This window comes from Piscinibacter sp. XHJ-5 (genome assembly GCF_029855045.1).
Classification (GTDB): Bacteria; Pseudomonadota; Gammaproteobacteria; order Burkholderiales; family Burkholderiaceae_C; genus Albitalea.
Window position 1 is genome coordinate 882,107 of sequence record NZ_CP123228.1, and the last position, 18,597, is coordinate 900,703.

An 18,597-nucleotide genomic window follows, 5' to 3' on the forward strand; every position below is an offset into this window, starting at 1 on the left:
CTCCATAGAGCGTCGCCGCCGAGGTCCCGGACATTGGGCGCTCGGCGGACTTCAAGGCTCAGGCTTCGGGTTCGTGGCAAACCGCTTCGATGTTGTGCCCGTCAGGCCCGATGACGAAAGCTGCGTAGTAGTTCGCGTGGTAGCGCGGGCGCAGACCGGGCGCACCGTTGTCCTTGCCGCCCGCCTCGAGCGCCGCGCGATAGAAGGCATCGACTTGCCGGCGATTCTCGGCCGCGAACGCCAGGTGCAGGCGCGCGGGCTTCTCCTCGGTCTGGAACAAGCACAACGAAGCTGAAGCCTTGCCCTTCGACTGGCTGAGCTCGATGCCGAGCGGCCCCTCCAGGGCCACCGCTACGCCGAGCGGTTCGAGCGCCTTGAGGAAGAACGCCTTGCTCGCTGCATAGTCGCTGACTCCGAATACGACGTGGTCAAACATGAGTTCTCCTGAAGAGCGGCCGGCGCGAGGCCTGACGCTCGCGGCCGACCGCAGACGATCCGTCACCTGCGGGCCGCGACTTTAAACCGGCACGCACATCCATTCGGCATCGGTGCGATGGCGACCAGCCTGCAGGGGTGGCCGGCCGGATTGACGACGTGGCGGGTTTGATGGCTTTCTTCAGCTGATTGCGACCGGAGGCCGTCACTCCACCGTCACGCTCTTCGCCAGATTCCGCGGCTTGTCCACATCCGTCCCGCGTGCGCACGCCGTGTGGTAGGCGAGCAGCTGCAGCGGCACGACGTGCAGGATGGGCGACAGGGCCCCGTAGTGCTCCGGCATGCGGATCACATGCAGGCCTTCTCCCGACTCGATGCGGGTGTCGGCATCGGCGAAGACGAAAAGCTCGCCGCCGCGCGCACGCACCTCCTGCAGGTTGCTCTTCAGCTTCTCCAGCAGCGTGTCGTTGGGCGCGACGGTGACCACCGGCATCTCGGCGGTCACCAGCGCGAGCGGCCCGTGCTTCAGCTCGCCGGCCGGGTAGGCCTCGGCGTGGATGTAGCTGATTTCCTTGAGCTTGAGCGCGCCTTCGAGGGCGATGGGGTAATGCAGGCCGCGCCCCAGGAACAGGGCGTTCTCCTTGCGGGCGAACTCCTCGCTCCAGGCGATCACCTGGGGCTCGAGCGCCAGCACCGCCTGCACCGCCACCGGCAGGTGGCGCAGCGCCTTGAGGTGCTGCGCTTCCTGCTCTTCGCTCAGATGGCCGCGCACCTGCGCCAGTGACAGCGTCAGCAGGAACAGGCCGACGAGCTGCGTCGTGAAGGCCTTGGTGGACGCGACACCGATCTCCACGCCGGCGCGGGTGATGTAGGCGAGCTCGCATTCGCGCACCATCGCGCTCGTTGCCACGTTGCACACCGTCAGCGTGTGCTTCATGCCCAGTGAACGCGCGTGCTTGAGCGCGGCCAGCGTGTCGGCCGTCTCGCCGCTCTGGCTGATCGTGACCACCAGCGTGCGCGGGTTCGGCACGCTGTCGCGGTAGCGGTATTCGCTCGCGATCTCCACCGAGGTCGGGATCCGGGCGATGCTCTCGAGCCAGTACTTGGCCGTCGAGCCGCTGTAGTAGCTGGTCCCGCAGGCGAGGATCAGCACCGAGTCCACGTCCTTGAAGATGCGGTATGCGCCGTCGCCGAACAGCTCGGGTGAGATGCCGCTCACCGCATCGAGGGTGTCGGCGATGGCCTTGGGCTGCTCGAAGATTTCCTTCTGCATGTAGTGGCGGTACGGGCCCAGCTCGGCGGCGCCGGAGTGGGCGTGCACGGTGCGCACCTGGCGCTGCGCCGGCTCGTAGCGGCCGCCCGGCGTGCGCGCGGTGATCCACATCTTGCCGAGCTGCAGGTCGACGACGTCGCCTTCCTCCAGGTAGACGATCTGGTCCGTGACGCCGGCCAGCGCCATCGCGTCCGAGGCCAGGAAGTGATCGCCGGCGCGATCGCCGGTGCCGACGCCGAGCACCAGCGGCGAGCCCTCCCGCGCGCCGACCACCCGATGCGGCTCGTCGCGGCAGAACACGGCGATGGCATAGGCGCCGCGCAGGCGCAGCGTCGCGCGCTGCACGGCGTCGAGCAGGTCGCCGTCGTACAGGTGATCGACCAGGTGGGCGATGACTTCGGTGTCGGTCTGGCTGTCGAACTGGTAGCCGCGCCCCTGAAGCTCCGCGCGCAGCTCATCGTGGTTCTCGATGATGCCGTTGTGCACCAGCGCCACGCGGCCCGCGCTGGACTGCCGCGCATGCGGCCCGTGGGAGAAGTGCGGGTGGGCGTTGTGGACGGCCGGCGCGCCGTGCGTGGCCCAGCGCGTGTGGGCGATGGCCGTGCCGCCCTGCACATGCTCGGCGTTGACGCTCGCCGCCAGCTCGGCCACGCGCGCCGTGCTGCGCGCCCGTCGCAGGGCGCCGTCCTGGTGCACCGCCACGCCGCACGAGTCGTAGCCGCGGTATTCCAGGCGCTTCAGGCCCTCGATCAGGACCGGGACGATGTTGTGGGTGCTGATGCTGACCGCGCCGACGATGCCGCACATGGAATGCCTTCCTCGAAGTCGAATGAGCCTGGATGGTATGGAGGCTCGTCTGAAATAAAGGTTCGAAATTGGATCTGATTCGGTGAAAATCGCCAGCACCCCGGATGCATGAAGAATTAGTTCACACAATGCCGAAGAATGGACGGAAAAAATCAGACCATCCCCCTGGATGAGGTGGACTACCGGATCCTCGATTTGCTCCAGCGAGACGCGTCGCTGTCCAACCAGGACCTCGCGGCGGCCGCGCTGACCTCACCTGCCACCTGCCTGCGGCGCGTCAAGCGCATGGTGGACAGCGGGCTCATCGAGCGGCGGGTGGCAATCCTGTCGCCACAGCGGCTCGGCGCGGGACTCACCGTGATCGCCGAGGTCACCCTCGATCGGCAGGGCGCCGAGCATCTCGACGCCTTCGAGGCGCGCGCAGTCGCCGACCAGGCCGTGCAGCAGTGCCATCGCGTGTCGCCAGGGCCGGACTTCGTGCTCATCCTCCACGTGGCCGACATGGCGGCCTGGAACGCGCTGGTGGACCGGCTTTTCACGCAGGACGCGAACGTGCGCAACGTGAAAAGCTTCTTCAGCGTCCGGCGCGCGAAGTTCGACACCAGGCTGCCGCTTCCCGGCCATCGGGACAAACGCGAGTGAGACTTCCCGACGCAGCCTGAGAAGCCTCAGTCCTTCCTGTGAAAGTTCCGTCCGACGCGCCACTCCCCTTGAATAAGGGGGATGACCTTCGTGAACTATCACTCGGAGAATGGCCGCCCACCGGCAATCTTGACAAAACGTTGCCGGGTCCCCGCCGCAACCATCACCCCGCTGACATCGGGACTCCTGGACGCTCCGGGGTCGGATCAACCTCCTCCGCAAAGGAAGCGCCATGCGTTGCAATGTCTTACGGCGAGTGCTGTCAGGGGTCGTCTTTTGTGGGGTCGGATGGGTCGGACCCGTCCACGCGGGCCCTCTCGATCTCGAAACGATCACGCCACCAGCGCCCGCATTGTTCTTCTCGGGCGAGACGTTCCAGCAATCGCACTACACCTTCACCGTCGACCGTGACAGCGGTCAGGTGGACACGGTGGCCGGCTTCGCCGGCGGGCTCACCCCGCCCAGCGGCAATGCCACCCAGTTCTACAGCGGCTTCAACGACGGCGCGCTCACGCTCACCGATACCTTCGGCGTGGGCTTCAACCTGCATGGCTTCGACGCGGGCTTCATCGGTCCCATCCCGGTCGAGTCGGGCGTGTCCGCAGGCCGCATCGTCGTCGAGGCGACCACGCTCGGGGGAACCACCGTCACCGGCAGCTGGGACCTCGGCCTGAGCGGCGCCGATGGCGCGTTCTCGTTCCAGAGCTTCACCGGCTTCGGCGGCGCGTTCGCCAATCTCGCCTCGGCCACCTTCTTCGCCTGCATCTACGACGGGGCCGGCGGCTGCACCAACCCCGCCGACAACCTCGCGCAGTTTTCGCTCGACAACATCAATGTCGTCGCCGTGCCGGAGCCGTCCACCTATGCCCTGCTGGCCATCGGCCTTGCCGGGTTCGCGATCTATCGCCGCCGTGAGCGCGGCTGAGACAAGAGCCCCCAGGAGCCTTCCATGACATTCCAACGCATTGCTTTGGCCGTCGGCCTGACGGCCTTCGTTTCGCTCGCCGCCGCGCAGCCGGTGGCGCGCCAGGCCTACATCGTCCAGCTCGCCGATCCGCCGGCCGCCGCCTATCGCGGCACCGTTCCAGGCCTGCCGGCCACCCAGCCGCCTGCCGGCCGCAAGCTCGACATCAAGGCATCGCACGTCCAGCAATACCTGCAGTACCTGGACAACAAGCGCAACAACGCGATCGCGCAGGTCAGCCCGTCGGCGGTGATGCATCGCTACAGCGTCGCCTTCAACGGCTTCTCTGCCGTCCTCACGCCGGCCGAAGCACAAAAGCTGAAGAGCGCGCCCGGCGTCGTCGCCGTCACGCCCGACGAGCCGCGGCAGATGGACACCACCCGCACGCCGGCCTTCCTCGGCCTGAGCACCCCGGGCGGCCTGTGGTCGGTACTCGACGCGAGCTCGCGCAACGTGAAGGGTGAAGACGTCATCATCGGCATCGTCGACGGCGGCATCTGGCCGGAGAACGCCTCGTTCTCCGACAAGGTCGATCCGGCCACGCTGCGGCCGGTGCCGTACTACCAGGCGGGCACGCAGGTGTACGGCCCCGCACCGGCCAAGTGGGCCGGCAACTGCACTGCGGGGCAGGGGTTCAATCCGGCGACGATGTGCAACAACAAGCTCATCGGGGCACAGTTCTTCAACGCCGGCTTCCTCGCCTTCGGCAAGCCGCTGTGGCCCACCGACTACATCGGCCCGCGCGACATGGACGGCCACGGCACGCACACGGCGTCCACCGCCGGCGGCAACGAGAACGCCGATGCGCTGATCAACGGCATCCCGGCCGGCCGCATGTCCGGCGTGGCGCCGCGTGCGCGCATCGCGGCCTACCGCGTCTGCTGGACCTACGTGGACGCGCCGGGCGTCAGCAAGAACAGCTGCTTCACCTCGGACAGCGTCGCCGCCATCGACAAGGCGGTCGCCGACGGCGTGGACGTCATCAACTACTCGATCAGCGGTACGCGCACCAACTACCTCGACGCGGTCGAAGTCGCGTTCTTCAACGCCGTCGGCGCGGGCGTGTTCGTCGCCACCTCGGCCGGCAACAGCGGACCGGCCAACACGGTGGCCCACATGAGCCCGTGGCTGACGACCGTGGCGGCGTCCACGCATGACCGCTTCACGGTGGCCAACGTCGTGCTGAACGACACGGCCGGGTCGACCTTCAGCGGTCCGTCGTACCAGTCGCTCGGGGTGCCGCCCACCGACCTCATCCTGGCGCAGAACGCCGGCACGGTGCCGTTCGCCAGCCTGTCGGCGACCGATCAGGCCGCGCTGAGCCGCTGCTACAACCCGGCCGACCGCGCCACCGCCGGCGCATCGGCCCTGGCCGCGCTCGACCCGGCCAAGGTCGCCGGCAAGATGGTCGTCTGCATCCGCGGCGGCAACGTGCTGGTCAACAAGGCCGACTCGGTCAAGCTGGCCGGCGGCAGCGCGATGATCATCCAGAACACGCCGTCCACCGCCAATACGACGATCCTGCAGCCGTACGTCGTTCCCGCGGTGCATCTGCCCGCCTCGGCCTCGGCGACGGTCCTCGCGTACGCCGCCACGGCGGGCGCCAAGGCCTCGTTCACGCCGGCGACCCAGGTCGCGGGCGTGGTGGCGCCGGTGATGGGCGACTTCTCCTCACGCGGCCCCAGCCTGGCCGACAACAACATCCTGAAGCCGGACATCTCGGCCCCGGGCGTCGACGTGATCGCCGCCTACGTCGCCGACAACGTCGCCGACCAGGCCGTGCACGACGCCATCGTCGCGGGCGCCACGCCGACCGGCGCCGCCACCTCGCTGCAAGGCACGTCCATGGCGAGCCCGCACGTCGCCGGTGCCGGTGCGCTGCTGCGCCAGCTGCATCCGAGCTGGTCGCCCGCGGCCATCAAGTCGGCGCTGATGACCACCGCCACCGGCATCAAGCTGGCCAACGGTGCGCTCGATCCGGATCGCTTCGGCTACGGTGCCGGTCACCTCAACCCGACCGTCGGCGCCGACCCGGGCCTGGTGTACGACGCCGGCGCGGTCGAGTACGTGCAGTTCCTCTGCGGCGTCGGATCGCTTCCGCCGTCGCACAGCCTGTGCCAGAACTTCGGCTCCGTCGCGCCGTGGAACCTGAACCTCGCCTCGCTGACCGCGGGCGACGTGCTGGGCAAGATCACGATCAACCGCACCGTCACCAACGTCAGCAACGCGGCGTCGACCTACACCGCCAACGCCACCATTCCCGGCTGGTCCGTGACCATCACGCCGAGCACCCTGACGCTGGCGCCAGGGGCGAGCGCAAGCTACAGCGTGAACCTCGTCCGCACGTCGGCGGCGGTCAACACCTGGACCTTCGGCGACATCGTGTGGTCCGATGGCCCGCACCAGGTGAAGAGCCCGGTGACCTTGAAGGCGAGCCTGTTCAAGGGTCCGGCCGAAGTCACCGACACGCGCGCAGCAGGCGGGAAGGCCTTCACGGTGCTGACCGGCTACAACGGCACGCTGAACGTCGGGGCCACCGGCCTGGTGGCGGCCACCCGCACCAGCGGGGCCGTGGCCACCAACGCCAAGCAGTGCTTCAACTTCAACGTGCCGGCCGGCGCCCTGGCCGCGCGCTTCGCGCTGTTCAACAGCGACACGCAAGGCGGCGACGGCAGCGACCTCGACCTCGAGGTCTACAAGGGAGCCGACGGCACCGGCACCCTGGTCGGCTCCAGCGGCAGCGCGACCTCGGACGAGCTGGTCCACCTTGCCGCTCCGGCGGCGGGCACCTACTCGGCCTGCGTGCTGGGCTTCGCGCCGGCCGGCGGCAACGCGACCTACACGCTGTCGAGCTGGGTCGTCGGACCCGCAGTCGGCCAGCAGTCGCTGCGTGCCGGCAAGGTCTCGCAAGTCACGCTGGGCGGCACGGCCACCGTGGCCACGTCGTGGAACGTCGCCAAGGGCAGCCGCTACCTCGGCGTCCTGCGGTACACGGACGGCGCGGGCACGGCGCTCGGATCGACCGTCGTGTCGGTGGACGCACGCTGAACCGCAGCGCGGTCTTTCACCCCACCAGGCAAAGGGCCGCGCGAGCGGCCCTTTTTCATGGCGCGGCCGCGGTCAGCGGGCCAGAGCACCGCCGCCCTTGCCGGAGCGCAGACGGCAGCTGCCGGGCGATCCGGCGGTCGGCTGGCTCATGTCGCAGAAGGCCCCGGGGTCGGGCACCACCGTGCAGGTGGATGCCATGCCCTTCGCTTCGGCCTGCTTGCGATCGGCCTCGGCGCTCGCGTCGGACATTGATCGCAGCGCGGCCTCCTCGGTGCGTGCCGAGGACCAGGCGAGGTACGACTGCGGACCGCCGCAGGCCTTGGCGCCCACGGGCATGGTCTTGCATTGCGCATCGGTGCTGCAGGCGGCATCGCCGATCAGCGCCTGCATCGAACCCTTGTCGGCTTGGATGCCCGGCGCCGCACAGGCCGCGGTCAGCCCGAGACTCGCGGCGAGCAGGAGGGGAGTCGCTTTCATGTGCAGGTCCTCGTGGTCAGCGCTTGATGATCATCAGGCCCTTGAGGTATTCGCCCTCGGGAAACGTCACCGTCATCGGGTGATCGGGTGCCGCGCCGACCCGCGCGTAGATGAGCCCGTCGGCGCCGGCATCGAGGCCCGCGCCGGCGACGATCTTGTGGAACAGCTCGGCGCCCACGCCGCCCGAACACGAGAACGTGAACAGCGCGCCGCCCGGCTCGAGCAGCTTGAAGGCGAGCCGGTTGATGTCCTTGTAGGCGCGCGCCGCGCGTTCGGCATGGGCAGCGGTCGGGGCGAACTTCGGCGGATCGAGCACGATGGCGTCGAAGCGGCGGCCTTGCTTGAGCTGATCGCGCAGCGTCTGGTTGACGTCGGCGTCGAGTGCCTCGTGGCGTGCCGGATCGAACCCGTTCAGTGCCACGTGCGCGCTGGCGCGCGCCAGCGCCGGCGCCGATGAATCGACGCTGGTGACCTGCGCCGCGCCGCCGGCCAGCGCCGCCACGCTGAAGCCGCCGGTATAGCAGTAGCAGTTCAGCACGCGCTCGTACCCGAAGTGGCGCACCGTGTCGGCGAACAGCTTGCGGTTGTCGCGCTGGTCCAGGTAGAAGCCCGTCTTGTGGCCTTCGGCGACGTCCAGCGTGAGCCTCCATTCGTGCTCGCGGATGGTCACGTCGGTGGCGCCTTCGCCGCGCAGCCAGCCGCTCGCCGCGGGCAGGCCTTCAAGCTGGCGCACGCCGGAGTCGCTGCGCTCGAACAGCCGCGTGAGTCCCGTGGCCTCGAGCAGCAGGTCGGCGATCGTCGCCTTCCAGCGCTCGGTGCCGGCCGACAGGAACTGCGCGCAGAGGATGTCGCCGTAGCGGTCGACGATGAGTCCCGGCAGCCCGTCGGCCTCGCCGTGGATCAGCCGCACGCCGTCGCTGGCGATCGGCAGGCGCGCGCGGATGGCCAGCGCCTGCGCCACGCGACGCTGGAAGAACGCCGCATCGATGCGCTCGGCCTCGTCGAAGCTCCAGGCGCGCACGCGGATCATCGAGGTGGGGCTGTACGCGGCCCAGGCGAGGAACTGGCCGTCGTGGGATTCGACCCGGACCGTCTCGCCGCTGTCGGCGCGGCCGGTGGCGATGCTGCCCTGGAACACCCAGGGATGGCGGCGCAGCAGCGAGCGCTCCTTGCCGTCGCGTAGCTTGATCACTTTCATGGAAGCAGCAGGTGTTCAGCGCTTTCTGGCGCGCGGGTGGGCGGCGTCGTACACCTTGGACAGATGCCCGAAGTCGAGTTGCGTGTAGACCTGCGTCGTCGTGATGTTGGCGTGCCCGAGCAGCTCCTGCACCGCCCGGAGGTCGCCGCTGGACTGCAGCAGGTGCGACGCGAACGAGTGCCGCAGCATGTGCGGATGCACGTGGGTCGGCAGTCCCGCGGCGATGGCGCGGCGCTTGAGCCGAGAGCGCACCTGGCTCGCGGTGAGCCGCGTTCCGCGCTGGCTGACGAACAGCGCCGTCTCGCCCGGCGCGGCGATGCCGGGCCGCAGCGCGAGCCAGTCGCGCACCGCCTTCAGCGCCGGCGCGCCGACCGGCACGCTGCGGCGCTTGCTGCCTTTGCCGAGCACGTGCGCGCTGGCGTCGGCGAGATCGATCCATCCCGCCGCGGCCGCGCCAGCACCGAGGTCCAGCGCTACCAGCTCGCCGACGCGCAGGCCGCAGCCGTAGAGCAGCTCGACCATGCACTGGTCGCGCGCGGACAGCGCCGGCGAGCTGCCGTCGCTGCTGTCCGCCGTTGCGTCGGCCAGCGCGACGGCGTCATCGACGGACAGGGCCTTGGGCAAGGGCTTGGGCGCCTTGGGCGCGCGCACGCCGTCCACCGGGTTGGCGGCCACCAGCCCCTCGCGGCCCCACCAGCGGTACAGGCCTCGCCAGGCCGAGAGGATCAGCGCGATGCTGCGCGGCGCGAGGCCCTCGCCATGCAGCTGCGCGGTCCAGCGCCGCAGGTGATGCGGCTGCGCCTGCCGCAGCGCCACTGCCGGCGCTGCCGACGCCAGGCGCTGCAGGCGCTCGAAGGCATCGGTGTAGAGCTGCAGCGTGCGCGGCGCGAGCCGGCGTTCGACCTGCAGGTGCTGCAGGTGCTCGCGGATGTCGGGCTGCAGCTCGGCCGCGGACGTCACTGTGCTCGTGTCCTCAGGCCGGCGCGGGCAGCAGCCGCGACAGGCCGGCGCTCGCGATCTCGCCGATGCGCATCAGGAACTCGGTGCCCATGTCGGACGAATAGCGGGTGGGGTCGGGCGAGCCGAGTACCAGCATGCCGAAGGCGGTGAGGCCCGCGCCGTGGCGCAGCGGAATGAGCGCGATCGACATCACCGAGGCCGGGTCGTCCAGCCATTGCGCGGCCTCGAAGCCCGAATTGAGTCCGCAATACGGCAGCCCCAGGCTGGAGGCGAAGCTCTTCGCGTCTTCGCTGACCGGGCGCGCGAAGGGCAGCGTCGCGAATGCCGCCGCCGCGTCCCAGATGCGGATGCCCGCCTGCGGGATCATGAACTGGTGCATCACCTGCTCGACGACGACATCGGGCAGGTCGGCAGCGTTGCCGGTGAGCATGATGGCGCGCGTGAAGCGATGCAGCCGGTCGGCGATGGCGACGTTCTCCTGCCCGTGGCGGATCATCTCCATCACCTTGTGCTCCATGCCCTTGAGCTTGTCGCGCAGCAGCTCCATCTGCCGCTCCTGCAGCGACACCGCGCGCTGGCCGTGCGGGCTGGTGAGCTGGATCGACCCGAGCAGCTCGGCATGGCGCTCGAAGAACCCGGGGGTGTTCGCGAGATAGTTGGCGATGTCGTGCTCGGTGATGCCCTGGATGCCTGCGACCGTGCTCATGACAGCCCCTCGTCCGGCGAGTACGACGGCCGATCCCCCGGGGTCACGAGGGGCCTCTTGGTGGCCGGCTTGGGAGCGGCCCGGCACTCGGCCCGCTGGAAGGGTGACGCGGGGTGATTCACAGTTCGATCTCTCCTTCAAAGACGGTTTGTGCGGGGCCGGTCATCAGCACGTGACTGTCACCCCCGTTCCATTCGATCGTGAGCCGGCCCCCGTGGGTGTCGACGTCGACCGTCGAGTCGAGCAGGCCGAGCCGGATGCCGGCCACCACCGCCGCGCACGCGCCGGTGCCGCAGGCGAGGGTTTCGCCGGCGCCGCGCTCGTGCACGCGCAGCCGGATGTGCCGGCGGTTCACCACCTGCATGAAGCCGGCGTTCACGCGGCGTGGGAAGCGCGCGTGGCTTTCGATGACCGGGCCTTGCAGCGCGACCGGCGCGTGGTCGACGTCGTTCACCAGCTGGACGGCGTGCGGGTTGCCCATGGACAGCACGCACACCGCCACGGCGTAGTCGCCGAGGTCGAGCGGCCACAGCTCGAAGTGGCCCATGGGCTGCGGCGTCAGCCCGCCCGCGTCGAAGGGCACGCGGTCCGGCTCGAAGATCGGCGCGCTCATGTCGACGGTGACACGGCCGTCGGGCTGCAGCCGCAGCTCGAGCAAGGTGTTCATGGTCTCGACGCGGATCACGTCCTTGTCCGACAGGCCTTTGTCGCGAACGAAACGCACGAAGCAGCGCGCGCCGTTGCCGCATTGCTCGACCTCGTCGCCGCTGTTGTTGAAGATGCGATAGCGAAAGTCGACGCCCGGCGTGCTGCTGCGCTCGACGACGAGGATCTGGTCGGCGCCGACACCGAAGCGCCGGTCGCCGAGTGCGCGGTACTGGTCGGCGGTGAGGTCCAGCGGTCCGCGCGTGGCGTCGAGCACGACGAAGTCGTTGCCGGCGCCTTGCATCTTGGTGAACGGGAGTCGCATCCGGCGATTATCCCGGAGCGGGTGAAGGCCGCTCGTGCGATGTTGTCGCCGCCCCGGCCTGGATGGATGGCGCAGCCGCACTGCAACGTATACCGGGCGGGTCGTGGAGGATGTCTATGAGGAGATCCGCCATGCATTTGATGCGTCTTCCGGTGCTTGCGGGCAGCGTCGCCATCGCGCTGGCCTTTCCGGCTGGGGCCGTCGATTTCAACGTGCTGTCGCTGGTGACCGACGATCCGTCGGCGCACCCGGCCCAGATCACCGACCCCGGGCTCAAGAACGCCTGGGGCATTTCGTTCGGTCCCACCTCGCCGTTCTGGGTGTCGGCGGCCGAGACCGGTACCTCGCCCCTGTACCGCGTGGATCCGCTCACCCAGGCGACGACCAAGCTCGGCCTCACCGTCACGGTGCCCGGCGTGCCGACCGGCCAGGTGTTCAACGGCAATGCCGCCAGCGGCGCCTTCAACGGCAACCTGTTCCTGTTCGCCAGCGCGGAAGGCACGATCTCGGGCTGGCGGCCCGCGCTGGGCAGCACCGCCGAAGTCCTGATGCCGGCCGCGCCCGGCAACGCGTATCTGGGTGCCGCCTTCTCGACGCTCGCCGGCAACAGCTACCTCTACGCGGCCAACTTCAAGTCGGGCGCCATCGATGTGCTGAAGGGCAGCGCAGCGGCGCCCTCGCTGGCCGGCGGCTTCATCGATCCTGCCCTGCCGCAGGGGTATGCGCCGTTCAACGTGCAGAACCTCGGCGGCACGCTGTATGTCGCCTACGCAGTGCCCAACGAAGAGGGCGACGAGGAGGTGACAGGACCGGGGCTGGGCATCGTCGACAGCTTCGACCTGCAGGGCAATTTCCTGTCGCGCATCGCCACCGGCGGCACCCTCAATGCGCCGTGGGGCCTGGCGATCGCGCCCGCTTCCTTCGGCGCGTGGGCCGGCGCCTTGCTGGTCGGCAACTTCGGCGACGGCCGCATCAATGCCTTCGACGCAACCACCCACAGCTTCCTCGGCCAGGTGACCGGCAGCAACGGCCAGCCGCTGGAGATCGACGGACTGTGGGCCATCACGCCGGGCAATGACGCGCAGGCCGGCAGCAGCCGGCTGCTGTACTTCAGCGCCGGTCCGGACGAGGAGACGCACGGGATGTTCGGCGTGCTGGTCGCCGTGCCGGAGCCGGGGACGTGGGCGTTGATGGCGGGCGGCCTGCTGGGGCTGGGCCTGATGAGGCGGCGCGCTGCGTGAGGGCTACGACAGGCGCAGCCCGCGCCAGCGATCCTTGAGCTGCGCCCACGCATACGTGGCCTGCGCGGCCGCGAGCCCGGCCGGCCGGAAAGTCCGCGGCAGGCCATAGCGCTCGAAGCCCTCGGGAATGGGCTCGCCGTGAGCGATCGCCGCTGCCAGCACCTCGCCGGCGGCGGTGGTCGGCGCGACCCCGTGACCGCCGAAGCCGAGCCCGTACCACCAGCCATTCGGCAGGCGCCCGATCTGCGGCATCTTGTGGCGCGCGTAGCTCATCATGCCGCCCCAGGCATGATCGATGCGCGCGTCGCGCAGCAAAGGAAACACCTTCGACATGTCCTGCTTCAGGAAGCGGGCGATGTGGTCCGCGCGGCGGTCGCGCACCGAGATGCGACCGCCCCAGAGCAGCCGCGTGTCGTTCAGCCGGCGGTAGTAATCGAAGGCGAAGCGCGTGTCGTAGACGGCCGCTCGCGACGGGATCAGCCCGGCCAGCGCGTCGCCGAGCGGCTCGGTGGTCATCACGTAGGTTGCGATCGGCAGGATGGCGCGTTCGAGCGCCGGGACCAGTCCCGCCAGGTAGCCGCCGCCCGCGATGACCACGTGGCGCGCCCGCACCGAGCCGGCCGGCGTCGTGATCCGCGCGCCGCCGGATGCGTTCTCGATTGCCGTGACGGGCGAACGCTCGTGGATGGCGCCCCCCATCGCCTCGACGGCGGCCGCTGCGCCGAGCGCGTACTTCAGCGGATGGAAATGGAAGGCGTCGGGCTCGACCAGGCCTGCGCTGTAGCGCTCGGAACGGACCCAGCTGTCGAGCTCGGGCTTGCCGACGAAGCGCCAGTGCACGCCGAAGTGATCCTCCATCAGGCGCTGCTGGCGCAGCAGCAAGGTGTCGTCGTCGAACCAGTTGGCGAGCAGCGCGCCGCCTTCGACCAGCTCGCAGTCGATCGCATGGCGCGCGACACGCTCGCGGATCAGCGTCACGGCCCGCCGCGTCAGCGCATAGACCGAGCGGGCGCGCTCGGGTCCCAGCTGGGCCAGCAGCTCGGCGCAGTCCAGGCTGTAGCCGCCGAACACGAAGCCGCCGTTGCGGCCCGAAGCGCCGAACCCGACATGCTCGGCCTCCAGGACGACCACCTCGCGCACGCCGCGCTCGACGAGGCCGATCGCCGTGGCCAGGCCGGCGAAGCCGGCGCCCACGATGCACACCTCGGCCTCGGTGTGCTGCTGCAGCGCGGCGCGCCGCGCGCCGCCGCCGGCGGTGGCGGCGTAGTAGTTCGAGAGGCTCAATCGTCGCCGTAGTCGTGGTCGGGGTGATTCACCTCGCCCAGCTTCCAGTAGCCCCGGCCGATGACCTGCGCCTTGGGCACGCCCAGTTCCTCGATCAGCAGACGGCGCAGGCGGCGCATCGCCATCGCTTCGCAGGCGATGTAGATCCGGGTGCCGAGCGGTGGCGCCGGCCGCGCCCGCAGCGCGGCTTCGAGCGCCGCGCCGGCGGTGTTCTTGTCGGGTCCGCGCGGCAGCCAGTGCACCTGCCGGGCGACGGTGCCGGCCAGCGTGCGTTCCTCGTCCGCCGACACGACCTCGGCGAAGACCTCCGCGCGGCTCGTCTCGGGCAGCACCTCCAGCAGCGTCTCGATCGCCGGCAGCGCGCTGTCATCGCCGATCAGCCAGTGCAGGGGCGCGCTCCTGTCGACCGCGTAGCCGGGACCGGGTCCCATCATGTAGAGCGCATCGCCGAGCTCGGCGCGCTCGACCCAGTTCGACGCCGGTCCTTCGCCGTGCAACACGAAGTCGACGTCGAGCTCGAGTGCACCCGCATCGAAGCGGCGCGGCGTGTAGGTGCGCATCGATGAGGGACGCGGCCCCTCGGGGGCTGGCGGCACGGCTTCCTGCCGGCCGGGCTCGGGGAACACGAGCTTGAGGTAGCCGGCCGGCGCGGGTGGCCCGAAGCCGGCAAGGTCCGGGCCGCCGAAAGTGATGCGTCGCATCGCCGGGCTCAAGGTCTGAATGCGCCTGACCGTGATGCGGCGCGGCGGTGAGCGGCGGCGGGGAGTGGGGGTGGTGGACTCGGTCATGCGTGGTTCTTCAGCACGATGTCGAACACGCCGACCATGGTGCCCTGCTGTTCCTGGAAAGCGACCCAGCGGCAGGCCTCGACGCGACGGTCGGTGAAGTCGCGCCGTTCGGCTTCGGTGCCCCGCTCCTCGATCCAGTACGACTGCGTCGTCAGCGGCGCGTGCCCCGCCGCGGTGATCTTCCAGTGGATGTGGCGACGGCGGTTGGCGTAGCGCGCCGGCACGATGCTGGTGAAGGCATAGCGGCCCGCGTCGTCGGTGGTGGTCCAGCCGCGCAGATTGATCTCGCCGCGGCGGTAGCGCGAGATGTCGCCGTTGCCGTTGGGGTGGTAGTCGCCCTGGGCATCGGCGTGCCAGATCTCGACCCGCGCGCGCCGCACCGGCGTGACGCCGTCCTCGCTGTACACGGTGCCGGCGATGCGCATCGGCTGGCCGGGCGCCTTGCCGGGATTGATGTCCACGCCCTCCGGCGCGTTGGCGACATAGAACGGGCCTTCGGTGGCGCTCGCCGTCGGCCCGCAGTCCTTGCGGCACTGCGGCGCCGGCGAGCAAGCCGTGGCGGCCTGCGGCCAGGCCGGCGGCACCGATGCGAGCATGCCCAGCGCTCCGGCTTCGCGCAGGATGCGACGTCGTGCAATCTTCATGGAATGACCTGCCTTCCAGAGGGGGTCCGATTCTGATCCGCCGCGCGGCGGGTCTGTTCACGCGTTCCCACGCACGCCGTCAGGTCAAGCCGCGCGCCTGCGCCATCACGCGCGCGAGGCCGAGCAGCCCGTCGAGGTGCGGCGTGGGAATCCGCAGGTGCCCGGCGATTTCCTTGACGGCGCCGACGAGCGCTGCAAGCTCCAGCGGCCGGCCGGCCTCGACGTCCTGCAGCATGGACGTCTTGACCGCACCCAGCTTGCGCGTCACCTCGTGCCGCTGTTCAGGCGTCTGGTCGATGGGACAGCCGATGCGCGCACCGATCTCCCGCGCCTCGAGCATGACGGCACTCGCGTAGGACCGCACCAGCGGATCGTCGAGCAGGCGGTCCATCGTGGCGCCGGTCAGTGCCGACATCGGGTTCATCGTCATGTTGCCCCACAGCTTGAACCAGATGTCGCGCTGGATGCGCTCGCTCGCCGTGACGGCGAAGCCCGCGCGTGCCAGCAGCGCCGTCAGCTGCTCCAGGCGCGCGCTGGTGCCGCCGCGCGGCTCGCCGATGATGAGGCCGTTGCCCATGGCGTGGCGCACCACGCCGGGCGCCGTTGCCGCGCTGGCTGCATGGACCACGCAGCCGATCACGCGCTCGGCCGGAATCGCCGCGCGCACCACGCCGCCGGGATCGACGGATTCGAGCCGCAGTCCGTGGCATTCCCCGGGCAGGCCGTCGAAGAACCACCAGGGGACGCCGTTCATCGCCACCAGCACGGGCGTCTGCGGTCCCAGGAGGCCGGCCACCTTCGAAGCGACCGAGGCCAGCGCCGGCCCCTTGACGGCGACGATCACCAGGTCCTGCTCTCCCAACTCGCGCGGGTCGTCGCTCGCGCGCAGGGCGACGCGCTGCGTCGAGCCGGCGCTTTCGAGCTGCAGCCCGTCGCGGCGCAGCACCTCCAGCGTGCGGCCGCGCGCCAGGGCACTCAGATCGACGTCGGGCATCCGGCCCAGCCACGCGCCGAACAGCCCGCCGATGGCGCCGACGCCCGCAATGCAGACACGTGTCACGTTTTCGCCCTTCACCGCTTCAAACGAAGCGGAATGCGACCGAGCCGAGCGGTCCGTAGTCGACGTGGAAGACATCGCCGGCGCGTGCCGGCGTGGGCCGGGTGAACGAGCCGGCAAGCACGACCTGGCCGGCTTCGAGGCGCTCATCGTACGGCGCGATCTTGTTGGCCAGCCATGCGATGCCGGTCGCGGGGTGGTTGAGCACGCCGGCCGCCAGCCCGGTCTCCTCGATCACCCCGTTCTTGTGCAGCAGCGCGCCCACCCAGCGCAGATCGACATCGGTGGGTCTGACCGGACGGCCGCCGAGCACGATGCCGGCATTGGCGGCGAAGTCGGAGATGGTGTCGGTCACGCGCCGCATCTGTCGGGTCTCGCGGTCGAACTGCTCGATGCGTGCGTCGATGATCTCCACGGCGGGAGTCACGTAGTCGGTCGCGGACAGCACGTCGAACAGCGTCACGTCCGGGCCCTGCAGCGGCTTGCCGAGGATGAAGGCCAGCTCCACCTCGACGCGCGGCGCGATGAACCGGGCAGCCGGAATGTCGCTGCCCTGCGCATGGAACATGTCGTCCAGCAGCGGCGCGAAGTCGGGCTCGCCGATCTGCGACGCCTGCTGCATGGCCCGCGAGGTGAGGCCGATCTTGCGGCCCTTGACGACGCGGCCCTGGGCCAGGCGCAGCCCGAGCCATTCGCGCTGGATGCGGTAGCCGTCGTCGACCGTCATCTGCGGATGTGCCCGCGAGAAGTGGCGCAGCGGCTGCCGCGTCACGCGGGCGTTCTCGAGCTGCCCGGCGAGCGAGCGGACGGTGGTGTCGTCGAGCATGGCTCAGTCCTTGCGAAAGCGCTGGTGCAGGTTGTTGTGCTTCCAGGTGCCGCCCTCGTCGAGCTCCTGGATCGCGAGCGACAGCGCCAGGCCGTGCGCGGCGAACTGACGCTCGAAGCCGCGCTTCATCGCGTCGAACAGCGCGTCGCCGGTCGCGCGCTTCACCGCATCGCTGCGGCCTGCGGCGATCTTGAGGGTGCCGTGCACGAAGCCGGCATCGGGGGCGCCGTCGGCGATGCAGTAGTCGTCGCAGCGCAGGGCGCGCACGCGCACGCCGCCGATCGGGTACACGGCGGCGCCGCGCTCGTCGCGCTGCGCGACCAGTGTGGCGGCGAGCTCCTGGCAGAGCGCGCCGAAGTCGGCCTCGAGGTTGGCCGAATACTCGAGCGTCAGGTGCGGCATCGTCAGGCTCCTGGAGGCAGCGGCGCGACCGGAAACACCGCATTGATCTGGCCGGTGCCCGAGCTGGCGAAGAATGGCGTCACGATCTCGGCCGGCTCGCGGTAGTGCTCGCCGCCCAGCACGCCGAGCAGCATCGCGGTGTCGTGCATGCCGCCTTCGCCGAAGCAGCGCTCGGCGTACATCGGCAGCATGCGGGTGAAGGTGGCGAAGTCGCCGCGCTGCCAGAGCTCGACCACGCGCAGGTCCATCTGCTCGAGGAAGGGGTCCCACATCCTGTGCATGAACTCCGGGGCATGTCCGTTGTCGGCGAAGTGGTGCGACAGCGATCCGCTGGCGAACACCGCCACGGTGCCGTCGTAGCGCTGCTCGATCGCGCGGCGCACGGCGCGGCCGAAGCGCTCGCTGTCCTTCAGGTCGTGCCACATGCACCAGGCGGAGACCGAGACGACCTTGAAGTGACGGTCGGCGTTCATGTAGCGCATGGGCACCAGCGTGCCGTACTCGAGCTCCAGCGTGGTGTCGTGGTGCGCACGCGACTTGACGCCCATCTCGGTGGCGGTCTCGGCGATGAGCTGCCCGAGCCGCGTGTTGCCGGGATAGGCATACGGCATGTTGCGGATGAAGTGGGGCAGCTCGTTGCTGGTGTAGACGCCTTCGAACTGCGGTGCGCAGTTGACGTGGTACTCCGCGTTGACCAGCCAGTGCACGTCGAACACGACGATGGTGTCGACTCCGAGCGCGCGGCAGCGCCGGCCGATCTCGACATGGCCGTCGATGGCGGCCTGGCGGCAGCCCTTGTGCGGGCCGTCGAGCTCCGACAGGTACATCGACGGCACGTGGGTGATCTTTGCGGCGAGAGCCAGGGTGCCCATGGT

18 protein-coding genes are annotated in these 18,597 nt (G+C 69.8%); 4 read left to right on the plus strand and 14 right to left on the minus strand.

Annotated elements, in window-relative coordinates; translation table 11 throughout:
* Positions 1–58: 58 nt before the first annotated feature.
* Together P7V53_RS04170 and glmS are read right to left on the minus strand one after the other, a co-directional pair.
* A complete protein-coding gene (locus P7V53_RS04170; RefSeq protein ID WP_280154218.1) occupies positions 59–436 on the minus strand; it encodes a VOC family protein in 378 nt (125 codons plus the stop codon).
* A gap of 204 nt (positions 437–640) precedes the next feature.
* Complete coding sequence (gene glmS / locus P7V53_RS04175) at positions 641–2,515, minus strand: glutamine--fructose-6-phosphate transaminase (isomerizing) (RefSeq protein ID WP_280154219.1); 1,875 nt, start codon at positions 2,513–2,515, stop codon at positions 641–643.
* Between the two features lie 138 nt (positions 2,516–2,653).
* On the opposite strand from glmS, the gene P7V53_RS04180 reads away from it, so the two are divergent.
* The 3 genes from P7V53_RS04180 (at position 2,654) to P7V53_RS04190 (ending at position 7,169) form a co-directional block, all read left to right on the plus strand.
* The gene (locus P7V53_RS04180; RefSeq protein ID WP_280154220.1) at positions 2,654–3,157 is read left to right on the plus strand and encodes an Lrp/AsnC family transcriptional regulator; all 504 of its coding nucleotides are present in this window, start codon (positions 2,654–2,656) and stop codon (positions 3,155–3,157) included.
* 232 nt (positions 3,158–3,389) lie between these two features.
* Entirely contained in the window at positions 3,390–4,082 is a 693-nt protein-coding gene (locus P7V53_RS04185) for an NF038120 family PEP-CTERM protein (protein WP_280154221.1), read from the plus strand.
* A 24-nt stretch (positions 4,083–4,106) separates the two neighbouring features.
* On the plus strand, positions 4,107–7,169 hold the full coding sequence (locus P7V53_RS04190; RefSeq protein WP_280154222.1) for a S8 family serine peptidase: 3,063 nt from the start codon (positions 4,107–4,109) through the stop codon (positions 7,167–7,169).
* 72 nt (positions 7,170–7,241) lie between these two features.
* On the opposite strand, the gene P7V53_RS04195 is transcribed toward P7V53_RS04190, so the two are convergent.
* From P7V53_RS04195 to dapF, 5 genes are all read right to left on the minus strand, one after another.
* Positions 7,242–7,646 carry a hypothetical protein gene (locus P7V53_RS04195; protein WP_280154223.1) on the minus strand — a complete coding sequence of 135 codons (405 nt, stop codon included), beginning with the start codon at positions 7,644–7,646 and terminating at the stop codon, positions 7,242–7,244.
* Between the two features lie 16 nt (positions 7,647–7,662).
* Entirely contained in the window at positions 7,663–8,844 is a 1,182-nt protein-coding gene (locus P7V53_RS04200; protein ID WP_280154225.1) for a class I SAM-dependent methyltransferase, read from the minus strand.
* 15 nt (positions 8,845–8,859) lie between these two features.
* Positions 8,860–9,804 carry a tyrosine recombinase XerC gene (locus P7V53_RS04205; RefSeq protein WP_280154226.1) on the minus strand — a complete coding sequence of 315 codons (945 nt, stop codon included), beginning with the start codon at positions 9,802–9,804 and terminating at the stop codon, positions 8,860–8,862.
* 13 nt (positions 9,805–9,817) lie between these two features.
* On the minus strand, positions 9,818–10,510 hold the full coding sequence (locus P7V53_RS04210) for a DUF484 family protein (protein ID WP_280154227.1): 693 nt from the start codon (positions 10,508–10,510) through the stop codon (positions 9,818–9,820).
* Positions 10,511–10,628: 118 nt separating this feature from the next.
* Entirely contained in the window at positions 10,629–11,480 is an 852-nt protein-coding gene (gene dapF / locus P7V53_RS04215) for a diaminopimelate epimerase (RefSeq protein ID WP_280154228.1), read from the minus strand.
* A 131-nt stretch (positions 11,481–11,611) separates the two neighbouring features.
* On the opposite strand from dapF, the gene P7V53_RS04220 reads away from it, so the two are divergent.
* Positions 11,612–12,721 (plus strand): TIGR03118 family protein, encoded by a 1,110-nt coding sequence (locus tag P7V53_RS04220; RefSeq protein ID WP_280154229.1) that lies wholly within the window; start codon positions 11,612–11,614, stop codon positions 12,719–12,721.
* 3 nt (positions 12,722–12,724) lie between these two features.
* Here the strand turns inward: P7V53_RS04220 and P7V53_RS04225 are convergent, their stop codons facing one another.
* The 7 genes from P7V53_RS04225 to hpaD form a co-directional block, all read right to left on the minus strand.
* A complete protein-coding gene (locus tag P7V53_RS04225) occupies positions 12,725–13,948 on the minus strand; it encodes an FAD-binding oxidoreductase (protein ID WP_280156430.1) in 1,224 nt (407 codons plus the stop codon).
* 53 nt (positions 13,949–14,001) lie between these two features.
* A complete protein-coding gene (locus P7V53_RS04230; protein WP_280154230.1) occupies positions 14,002–14,793 on the minus strand; it encodes a siderophore-interacting protein in 792 nt (263 codons plus the stop codon).
* Positions 14,790–15,437, minus strand: a complete 648-nt coding sequence (locus P7V53_RS04235; protein ID WP_280154231.1) for a hypothetical protein — start codon at positions 15,435–15,437, stop codon at positions 14,790–14,792. The genes P7V53_RS04230 and P7V53_RS04235 overlap by 4 nt, the downstream gene beginning before the upstream one ends.
* A gap of 79 nt (positions 15,438–15,516) precedes the next feature.
* Positions 15,517–16,497: a 2-dehydropantoate 2-reductase gene (locus tag P7V53_RS04240; RefSeq protein WP_280154232.1), complete on the minus strand. Its 981-nt coding sequence runs from the start codon at positions 16,495–16,497 to the stop codon at positions 15,517–15,519.
* 19 nt (positions 16,498–16,516) lie between these two features.
* Positions 16,517–17,320: a 2-oxo-hept-4-ene-1,7-dioate hydratase gene (gene hpaH, locus P7V53_RS04245; RefSeq protein ID WP_280154233.1), complete on the minus strand. Its 804-nt coding sequence runs from the start codon at positions 17,318–17,320 to the stop codon at positions 16,517–16,519.
* 3 nt (positions 17,321–17,323) lie between these two features.
* The gene (locus tag P7V53_RS04250) at positions 17,324–17,722 is read right to left on the minus strand and encodes a 5-carboxymethyl-2-hydroxymuconate Delta-isomerase (protein WP_280154234.1); all 399 of its coding nucleotides are present in this window, start codon (positions 17,720–17,722) and stop codon (positions 17,324–17,326) included.
* 2 nt (positions 17,723–17,724) lie between these two features.
* Positions 17,725–18,594: a 3,4-dihydroxyphenylacetate 2,3-dioxygenase gene (gene hpaD, locus P7V53_RS04255; protein WP_280154235.1), complete on the minus strand. Its 870-nt coding sequence runs from the start codon at positions 18,592–18,594 to the stop codon at positions 17,725–17,727.
* Between the last annotated feature and the right edge of the window lie 3 nt (positions 18,595–18,597).